The following is an 8697-nucleotide window of genomic DNA, read 5'->3' as shown; positions in this document are numbered from 1 at the left end:
ATAACCAGGGTGGCCGAGTCTTCGGTCTCCTGACGCACCTGCAGGATTCGCCCGCGCAGTTCCCGGGCGGACCACAGCGGGTTGGCCAGGTGCAGGTAGTCGTCGGGCAACAGCGGCGTGGTGATACGCGTGGCGAGTTTGCGCAGGGCGTGCCAACCCGGGTGGGTTTGCCCTTCCACGACTGTGGGACGCGTGGTTTCGACGACGTTCCCGACGATCGCCATGTTCTTCTTACCCATAGGAAGCTCCTGCTCAGGTTGCGGCCGTTTGCTTCCGCCCATGTCGGTAACGATGCTCCGCCCGACCAATAAAAGCTACGGTACCGTAGGTTACTGGCCCGTATCTACCGCCGAGCGTGCAGAATGCGTCACAACCGGGTGAGGGATATCCCGTCTAGAGCAGCTCAAGCAGGAACGGCAGTTCCTGGTTGGCGTACCAGGCCAGGTCGTGGTCCTGGGCGTCCCCGACGATCAGTTCTGAGTCCTCATCGCCCAGATCGGCCGCATCGATGGCGGCGATCGCCGCGGTGACGTCCGATTCGGCGGCGGCGTTGTCGACGTACGCGGCGACCACGTGATCCAGTGCCACGGGCGCGGCCAGTCGGACGACGGCATCGTCGAGATCCGGGCGGTAGGTGGCGTTCTCCACCTCGGCCGCCAGCACCACCCGCCGCGGCGGCAGGGCACTGTCGTCGGCGGCGAGCAGGCGCAGCGACGCCAGTGCCGCCTCGCGCAGCGCAACCTCGGCGAGTTCCTCGTCGTCACCTTCGGCGTAGGACTCGCGCAACGTCGGGGTGACGGCGAACGCCGTGCCGTTGACCGGTGACATCGAACCCTCGGCGACGAGTCGCTGCAACATGGCCAGGGTGGCCGGGAGGTAGACCTGCATCAGGAGCTCAGCAGGGTGGCTGCGTAGTCGTCGACGTAGGTCGACAACTCCCGGGGCGGTCGCTGATAGGTGTTGCTGACCACCGGCCGTTCCGGCAGGTCGACCTTCGGCTGCCGGACCTCGCGGTAGTCGATGGTGGACAGCAAGTGGGCCATCATGTTCAGCCGCGCGTGCTTTTTAATGTCGGATTCCACGACATACCAGGGACTGCTCGGCGTGTCGGTGTGCACCATCATCTCGTCCTTGGCCCGGGAGTAATCTTCCCACCGATACACCGATTCCAGGTCCATCGGGCTCAATTTCCATTGCCGCACAGGGTCATTCAGCCGGGCCTTGAACCGGCGCAGCTGCTCACCCTCGGAGACCGAGAACCAGTACTTGCGCAACAGGATTCCGTCGTCGATCAGCATCTGCTCGAAGATCGGCGTCTGTCGCAGGAACAACACATACTCCTGCGGCGTACAGAATCCCATGACCTTCTCCACGCCGGCGCGGTTGTACCAGGACCGGTCGAACAGGACGATCTCGCCCTTGGTGGGCAGGTGGGCGATATAGCGCTGGTAATACCATTGCCCGCGCTCGCGCTCGGTGGGTGCGGGCAATGCGGCGACGTGAGCGATTCGCGGACTGAGATATTCGGTGATCCGCTTGATCGCACCACCCTTGCCCGCCGCGTCGCGGCCCTCGAAGATGACCACCACACGCGCACCGGAATAGCGCACCCATTCCTGCAGCTTCACGAATTCGGTTTGCAGCCGGAACAATTCGGCTTCGTAGACTTCGTCGGAAATCTTGCGCTGGGCCGGCTCGCCGGATTTGGCCTTTTTCGCCTTGACTTTCTTCGGGTCCGGCGCGCCGTGGCTGGTGGGGGTGCTCACATCAACGGATGTTATATGCCGGCACCGATTTCGGACGGCTCGGATTACCGAGACACTTCCAGCAGCTCTTCCAGCGCCTGATTCAACAGCGCCGGCAGCAGGTCCACGTCGCTCATCGCGTCCCGGTCGGCGTTGATCCCGTAGTAGAGCATGCCGTTGTAGGACGTCACACTGATCGCCAGCGCCTGGTTCTGCAGCAGCGGCGGCACGGCATAGGTTTCCAGCAGTTTAGTGCCCGCGACGTACATCTGCGACTGCGCGCCAGGGGCATTGGTGATCAGAAGGTTGAATAAGCGCGCCGAATAGGTGGTGGCGACCCGAATACCCATCGCGTGCAAGGTCGGTGGCGCGAAGCCGGACAGCGTGACGATGGTCCTGGCGTCGACTCGACTGCCGGCCGTCGGGTGCGATTCGGTGGCGTGGGCAATCTGCGACAGCCGCACCACCGCATTGCCCTCCCCCACCGGAAGATCGATCAGAAACGGTGTCACCTGACTGATCGCCTGGCCGGGCCCGGAAGCGTCCAGCGGGTCGTCGGCGTACACCGACAGCGGCGCCATCGCACGCACCGTTGTCGCCATCCCTACCGGTTCCCCGCGCGACATCAACCAGTTGCTCAACGCGCCGGCGATCACCGCCAGCACCACGTCGTTGACGTCGCAGTCGTAGCGGGCACGCACGGTCCGGTAATCCTCCAGCCGTCCGCGAGCGACGGTGAACCGCCGGTTGCGCGAGACGGTGGCGTTCAGCGGACTGCTGGGGGCGGTGCCGCGCGCCACGGTGCGGGCGACATCCAGGAACCGGCGGCCGGTGTCGACGAGCTGGCCGTAGTTGGTGGCCAGCCCGGCCACGGCGGTTCCGACGGCCTGCAGTTGCGCGCCCGGCCCGACGATCCAGTCGCCGATCGCCCCCAGCGCCAGGCGGGTGTTGCCCGGGTCGCGTTCCGGTACCCAGATGTCTTCGGGGAAGGCCGGGGGCCGCCGGGTGCGGTCGGCGATCACATGCCCGATCTCCAGGGCAGACATGCCGTTGATCAGCGCCTGGTGCGATTTGGTGTAGAGCGCGATGCGGTTCTTGGCCAGACCCTCGACGAGGTACATCTCCCACAGCGGCCGCGACTTGTCCAGCGGCCGGGCGGCCAGCCGGGCGATCAGTTCGTGCAGTTGCTCGTCGCTGCCCGGCGACGGCAGCGCCGAGCGCCGCACGTGGTAGGTGATGTCGAAGTCCGGGTCGTCCAGCCACACCGGGCGGGCCATGCCGAACCTGACCTCGCGCACCTTCTGCCGGTAGCGCGGTATCTGCTGCAACCGCTGTTCCACGGTGGCCAGCAGCGTCTCGTAACTCAGGCCGGCGCGCGGACGGCGCAAGATGGACAGCGACCCGACGTACATCGGGGTGGCGGAGTTTTCCAACCGATAGAAGGACGTGTCGGCCGGGGACAACCGGGTCACCATTTGCGGCCGCGTCCTCCTATCGATCCGTCGGTGTTCGGCGGCTGGATGGATGTGGTTCGCCGCCTACGGTAATCGTCAATCTGCGGTGATGGCGGCGCGGGTACGCGGCAGCGGAGTTTGTGCGATGATGGCCGGCAGTTCGGCACAGTCTGCCACTCTCCAGCAGGCGCGCATCGCACCGTGGATTGGAGAGTGCCCGTTGACCGTCAGTCCTGTTGCCCCTGAGCGTGACACCTTCGCTGTGCTGCCGGTGGTTGACTACGAACCGCCGACCTCCAGCGTTGCCCGTTGCCGCCCCTCGACGTTGCGGTCCAGCCCTCGCGCGGCGCCCCGCGGCGACGGCGTCCGAGGGCCAGTGCCGGCCGTGACGGCTTCGCTGCCGATGCGGCATGCCGCCAGCTTCGCCGACGCCGCGTTGCGCCGCGTGCTGGAAGTCCTCGACCGGCGCCGCCCAGCGGCGCAGTTGACCGCACTGCTCACCCCGGCCCTCGTGGAGTCGGTGGTGTCCCTCAGTCGCGCGCTCGGGCCGGCACAGGGTGCGGCGGTGCTGCGGCGCATACGGCTGCAGGCAGTGACGGCCGAGGTGCTGGCGGCGGAGGTGTTCGGGACCTACAGCCGCGGTCAGCGGGTTCACGCGATCGCCTGCCGGGTCGAGCAGGTGAGGCTCAGCGACGCGCCGCGCTGGCTGGTGGTAGCGCTGCACCTCGGCTGAGCAGGTCACTGGTGCGGGCTAGATTGGCCGGATGGACGGCAACACAGTCAGCGTCGAGCGGGTCATCGACGCCTCCCCTGACCGGATCTTCGCGTTGCTGGCCGACGCCGGTCGCCATGTGCTCTTCGACGGCTCGGAGTCGCTGAACCGGGCCGAGCAGCACTCGGTGCCGCTGTCGAAGGGCGCGAAATTCGGGATGGCGATGCGGGGCCGCCGGGAGACGCTGTTCTTGCCGTACCGGACCGTCAACACGGTCGTCGAGTTCGAGCCCGATCGACGCATTGCCTGGCAGACCTTCGGCGCGGGTGGCCTAGTCGGCGGCCGCATCTGGCGTTACGAACTGACTCCGGTCGAGGGCGGGACACTGGTGCGCGAAACCTGGGACGTCTCACGCGACAAGCAGAAGTGGTTGATCACCCGTGGCGCGATGCCCCAACAGACCGCCGACGGCATGCGCGCCACCCTGGACCGGATCGCCCGGCTGGTCGCCGACTAGCTCGAAGTAGCCTGTCCGCCAACGGCTTCGGCGCCACGATGCCGACGCGGTATCGGCACCAACATCGGCACCTCGCGGCGGTAACCGCGGTACTGCTCCCCCAGCGCGGCCACCAGGTCGCGTTCCTCTATCTGCAGCGCGAGCAATATGTAGCCGGTGGTGCCAACCGCGAAAAGCAGGTGCCCCGCTGTCATCGTCGGGGTGGCCCAGAACGCGATGACGAAACCCAGCATGATCGGATGGCGCACCAGCCGGTAGAACAGATGGGTACGAAAGCCTAAGTCGGAGTAGGGCTCTCCGCGCCACGCCAGATACACCTGCCGCAGACCGAACAAGTCGAAATGATTGATCATGAACGTCGACGCGAAGACGATCGCCCAGCCGAGCCAGAACAACGTCCACAGCGCCCATCGAGCGATCGGCTGACGCACGTCCCAGACCAGCGCCGGCATCGTGCGCCACTGCCAATAGAGCAGCAGCAGCACCAGGCTGGACAACAACACGTAGGTACTGCGCTCGATTGGCGACGGCACGATCCGCGTCCACCAGCGTTTGAACGCCGGCCGCGCCATGACGCTGTGCTGAATCGCGAAGAGAGCCAGCAGGACCACGTTGATGAGCAGCGCCTGCCACAGCGGCGCCGCGATCCCATGGTTGACGGTGCGTGGCACCACCGCACCGCCGACAAAGGCCACCGCATACAGAAAAGCCACCACGAACAGTAGGTAGCTGGCCGCGCCATAACCGACAGTCAAGTAACGCTTCATGAGCCGATTGTCCTCTGAACAGTTGTTTTGTAAATGGGGCGATTGCCTCAAAACACGAGGCACGGTCGTTATGCGTTCACCAGACCGTGACGCAGGGCATACATGCTCGCGCCGATGCGGTTTGAGACGCCGATCTTGGCGTAGGTGCGCTCCACGTGATTGCGGGCGGTCTTCTCGCTGATCACCAACGCCGCCGCGATGTCTTTGTTGGATGCACCGCGCGCGACCAAGCACAGCACCTCGACCTCTCGCGGCGTCAGCCCATCCGGACGAGATTTGGGCCGCTGGTCACCATGGCCGGCGGCGTGCAACACCGCCTCGACCGCGGCGGGGTCCAGCGCCCCCGCTTTGACCCGAGCATGCAACCGGCGGGCCGCCGACTGCGGTGTCAGCTGTTCTCGATATGGCCTTGGCTCACAAGCGGATTGGTAGCCGACCGCCGCGGCGAGAATCCGGTCCGGCAGGCCCAGCGCGGTGCCGGTCAGCGCGCGCGGATACCCGGAGCCGTCGAGGTTTTCGTGATGATTGCCGGCCACTTCGGCGACTCGCCGCAGGGCTGGAACCTGGTTGAGGATGCGGACGGTGAAATACGGGTGCAGCCGGACGCGTTCGAAGTCGGCCGCGGTCAAGGCTTCTGGGCTGGACCAGATCTGATTCGACACACCGATGCGGCCGAGGTCGTGCACGTGACCGGCACGCCGAGTGAGCGCGGCGGCGTCGGCGTCCAGTCCGGCGGCGAGCGCGGCGTCACCCGCAAGGCGGGCTACGGCCCGCGAATGCCCCAGTGTGAACGGGCATTTCAGGTCGACGAAGTCACCGAGGGCCACCAGCAGCGTGTCCAGCGTCGGCTCGTCGACGCGCTGGCGGTCCGGTGCGGCACGCAGCGCCGCAGCCCAGGCGTCACCGGCCGGCGGGCCGGCCAGTATTGCGTCCGCATCGGCCAAGAACGCGTCGGCCACCACCGGATCGAACTGTCCCCCGCGCCGGGACCGGACCATCGCCATGGCGCCTGCGCTGCCATAGGTGCGGTGGTGCACCTCTGCCATCTCGGCGAGCTGGGCAACTCGCATTTGAATCGGGATCGCTTCACCGTGGGCGCCGGTGGGCAGGCCACCGCCGTCATAGCGTTCGAAAGCGAAGCCCAGCGCGGCCTGCACGTCGGGTCCCAGACCCATGCGGTCGGCCAGCAGCGCCGCAGAGGTGCAGTGCGAGTGGATCATCCGCGACAGTTGGCCGCGTGCGTCGACGAATAGCGCGGCCATGATGCTCAGCCGGTTCAGCAGCGGCTGGCCGCGCCCGACGTTGCCCAGCAGGAACCGCCAATACGGCAGGCCGGCCCAGTCGACCAGATAGGAGTCGTGGCGAACCGCGATGTCGTCGCCGAACCAGCGCGCATATTCGTGGGAGTCGGCATGACAGCCGATCCACATGATCAACGTCGTGTAGTACACGCAGTCACGCTGCTCTTTGGTCAGGCCCAGCCGGTCGGCGAGCCTGGTCGCGATCAGCGCGGCCCGCAGCATGTGTTCGGCAGGTTGGCCCAGGCCGAGGTCGATCGCTACCGACAGTGCGGCGAGCAACTCCGCACGAGTCGGTAGTTCGCGGGCCTCTGATGACCGGCGGGCAGCGGCGGGCACGAACCTATTGTGCGGCCGGTCAGCTGATCGAGACAGTGCGATGGACGGCACGGTGACGATCCGCGTCGAAATTCTCGAAGTGTCCCGAGCCGACCACGAACAATCCCCGCTGTGGTGGACGAAAGCCGGCGAGCTGCGCTTGATCGGGCAGCGGCCCGACCGGTCCGAGGTCTGTGCCGTCCAGCACGGCCCGCGACCGCGACACCGCCCACACCTGCCGGGGGGCGATCATGAAGCGCTGGCCGTTGGGTGCGGTCCCGGCGAGCCGGAGCTGCCCGGCGTGCAGCGTCGCGCCGGCGGCCCGGCCCAGTGCCCCCAGCACGGTCCCGTTGGTCCAGGCCCCGGTCGGCAGTCGGCGCCCGACGGCGCTCATCAGCCGGGTGGCCGGGGTTGGGCGCATGTCGATCTCCCACTCCAGCAGTCCGGTGATTCCGACGAACAGTGACCACGGGGTCAGCCAGGCGATGTCGATCTCGCACTGCACGGCGGCGTTGCTGGTCACCGTGCTGAAGTAGCGCGAACAGCTCTGCGGGCCGGGCGTGGTCGCATAGAAGGTCCACCGGCCGTTGGGGTCGCGGTGCCACACCGAACGGTATGCCGGGGCGAAGGTGGCGGCCGGAAAATGGCGCAGGGCAAGGTAATTGCCATTGGCGAACGGTAGACCCATGACGCCGAAGCCGACGAATCGCTCGTCGTCCCCGGCGGGCAGGGTGGGGTTTTGCAGCACCGCCGTGGCGGCGTCGAGTGGGGTGCGGTATTTGGTCATGCGGGAATGGTGCGCGCCACGGCCCCGACCGCACATGAGGCGACTGCCTCAATTGCTCACCCGGTTGCCGAGTGTGCGGCCAGCCGCACACAAGGTGCCGAGTGCGCGGCTAGCCGCACACTCGGCGGGACGGTCAGCGCTTCTTCACCGATTTCGGCGGCTTGGCACCCCGGCCCTGACGCCGGGCGGCTTCCCGGCGCTCGCGCCGGCTACCGCCGCCGGCCACCCCGGCCGACGTCTTCTGCGCCCCACCGCCGTTGCGCTGCACCTGCGCCGAGCCGTCCTCGGACGGACCGGAATAGGTCAGCGCCGGCGCATCGTTGTCGATTCCCTTGGCGCGCAACGTGCTTGGCGGTTCCTCGCGGGCCGGCGCGGGTGTGTCGTCGGCCGAGCCGCCGGCCGCTGCGGTCGCGAATTCCTCCAGCCCTTCGGGCGCCTCCACCGGCGCCACCTGCGGCGTGGGGGCAGGAACGGCCTCGACGGTCACGTTGAACAGGAAGCCGACCGACTCCTCCTTCATGCCTTCGAGCATCGCCATGAACATGTCGTAGCCTTCGCGCTGGTATTCGACCAGCGGGTCGCGCTGTGCCATCGCGCGCAGCCCGATGCCCTCTTTCAGGTAGTCCATCTCGTAGAGGTGCTCGCGCCACTTGCGGTCGATGACGTTGAGCAACACGTTGCGCTCCAGTTGGCGCATGGCGCCCTCGCCGGCCAGCTCCTCGAGCTCGGCTTCCCTTGTGGCGTAGGCGCGTTCGGCGTCGGCGATCAGCGCCTCGAGCAATTCCTCACGGGTGAGGTCGTCGCGCTCGGACTCCTGATCCTGGCGGGTCAGCGTCTCGTGGCTGATACCGACCGGGTACAGCGTCTTGAGTGCCGTCCACAGCGCGTCCAAGTCCCAGTCCTCGGCGTAGCCTTCGGCAGTGGCGCCGTTGACGTAGGCGGTGATGACGTCGCGGACCATGTCCAGGGCCTGGTCCTTGAGGTTCTCCCCTTCCAGGATGCGGCGGCGTTCGGCGTAGATGACCTTGCGCTGCTGGTTCATCACCTCGTCGTACTTGAGGACGTTCTTTCTGACCTCGAAGTTCTGCTGCTCGACCTG

The 8697-nt window shown here is 67.0% G+C and carries 8 protein-coding genes and 2 pseudogenes; 2 read left to right on the top strand and 8 right to left on the bottom strand.

The genetic code is table 11. The features are described from left to right. The 4 genes and pseudogenes from A9W95_RS05340 to A9W95_RS27460 form a co-directional block, all read right to left on the bottom strand. Positions 1 to 239: pseudogene (locus tag A9W95_RS05340) on the bottom strand (ferredoxin reductase); the annotation flags it as partial. 154 nt (positions 240 to 393) lie between these two features. Further along, positions 394 to 891 carry a hypothetical protein gene (locus A9W95_RS05335; protein WP_156746028.1) on the bottom strand — a complete coding sequence of 166 codons (498 nt, stop codon included), beginning with the start codon at positions 889 to 891 and terminating at the stop codon, positions 394 to 396. Beyond that, the gene (gene ppk2, locus A9W95_RS05330; RefSeq protein ID WP_067409559.1) at positions 888 to 1766 is read right to left on the bottom strand and encodes a polyphosphate kinase 2; all 879 of its coding nucleotides are present in this window, start codon (positions 1764 to 1766) and stop codon (positions 888 to 890) included. Before ppk2 ends, A9W95_RS05335 begins: the two co-directional genes overlap by 4 nt. A gap of 44 nt (positions 1767 to 1810) precedes the next feature. Then, positions 1811 to 3220 (bottom strand): wax ester/triacylglycerol synthase family O-acyltransferase, encoded by a 1410-nt coding sequence (locus A9W95_RS27460; protein ID WP_067409558.1) that lies wholly within the window; start codon positions 3218 to 3220, stop codon positions 1811 to 1813. Between the two features lie 364 nt (positions 3221 to 3584). Here A9W95_RS27460 and A9W95_RS05320 point away from each other — a divergent pair, with 364 nt between their 5' ends. Beyond that, positions 3585 to 3932 (top strand): Rv3235 family protein, encoded by a 348-nt coding sequence (locus A9W95_RS05320; protein ID WP_253851567.1) that lies wholly within the window; start codon positions 3585 to 3587, stop codon positions 3930 to 3932. Positions 3933 to 3963: 31 nt separating this feature from the next. Then, the gene (locus A9W95_RS05315; RefSeq protein ID WP_067409557.1) at positions 3964 to 4428 is read left to right on the top strand and encodes an SRPBCC family protein; all 465 of its coding nucleotides are present in this window, start codon (positions 3964 to 3966) and stop codon (positions 4426 to 4428) included. On the opposite strand, the gene mddA is transcribed toward A9W95_RS05315, so the two are convergent. From mddA to A9W95_RS05295, 4 genes and pseudogenes are all read right to left on the bottom strand, one after another. Next, complete coding sequence (gene mddA, locus A9W95_RS05310; RefSeq protein WP_067409556.1) at positions 4425 to 5195, bottom strand: methanethiol S-methyltransferase; 771 nt, start codon at positions 5193 to 5195, stop codon at positions 4425 to 4427. The genes A9W95_RS05315 and mddA overlap by 4 nt on opposite strands. A gap of 68 nt (positions 5196 to 5263) precedes the next feature. Continuing rightward, complete coding sequence (locus A9W95_RS05305) at positions 5264 to 6832, bottom strand: HD domain-containing phosphohydrolase (protein ID WP_067409555.1); 1569 nt, start codon at positions 6830 to 6832, stop codon at positions 5264 to 5266. 19 nt (positions 6833 to 6851) lie between these two features. Further along, positions 6852 to 7598 carry a hypothetical protein gene (locus A9W95_RS05300; protein WP_067409554.1) on the bottom strand — a complete coding sequence of 249 codons (747 nt, stop codon included), beginning with the start codon at positions 7596 to 7598 and terminating at the stop codon, positions 6852 to 6854. Positions 7599 to 7731: 133 nt separating this feature from the next. After that, positions 7732 to 8697 (bottom strand): annotated as a pseudogene (locus A9W95_RS05295) (preprotein translocase subunit SecA); the annotation flags it as partial.

Source organism: Mycobacterium sp. 1423905.2, from assembly GCF_001673155.1.
Classification (GTDB): Bacteria; Actinomycetota; Actinomycetes; order Mycobacteriales; family Mycobacteriaceae; genus Mycobacterium.
Note: the sequence above shows the minus strand (reverse complement) of the source record. Positions and strands in the feature narration are given on the sequence as shown.

Coding starts and splice junctions, on each gene's coding strand:
- A9W95_RS27460 (WP_067409558.1), bottom strand. CDS start 3,220: ATGGTGACCCGGTTGTCCCCGGCCGACACGTCCTTCTATCGGTTGGAA.
- A9W95_RS05315 (WP_067409557.1), top strand. CDS start 3,964: ATGGACGGCAACACAGTCAGCGTCGAGCGGGTCATCGACGCCTCCCCT.
- mddA (WP_067409556.1), bottom strand. CDS start 5,195: ATGAAGCGTTACTTGACTGTCGGTTATGGCGCGGCCAGCTACCTACTG.
- A9W95_RS05300 (WP_067409554.1), bottom strand. CDS start 7,598: ATGACCAAATACCGCACCCCACTCGACGCCGCCACGGCGGTGCTGCAA.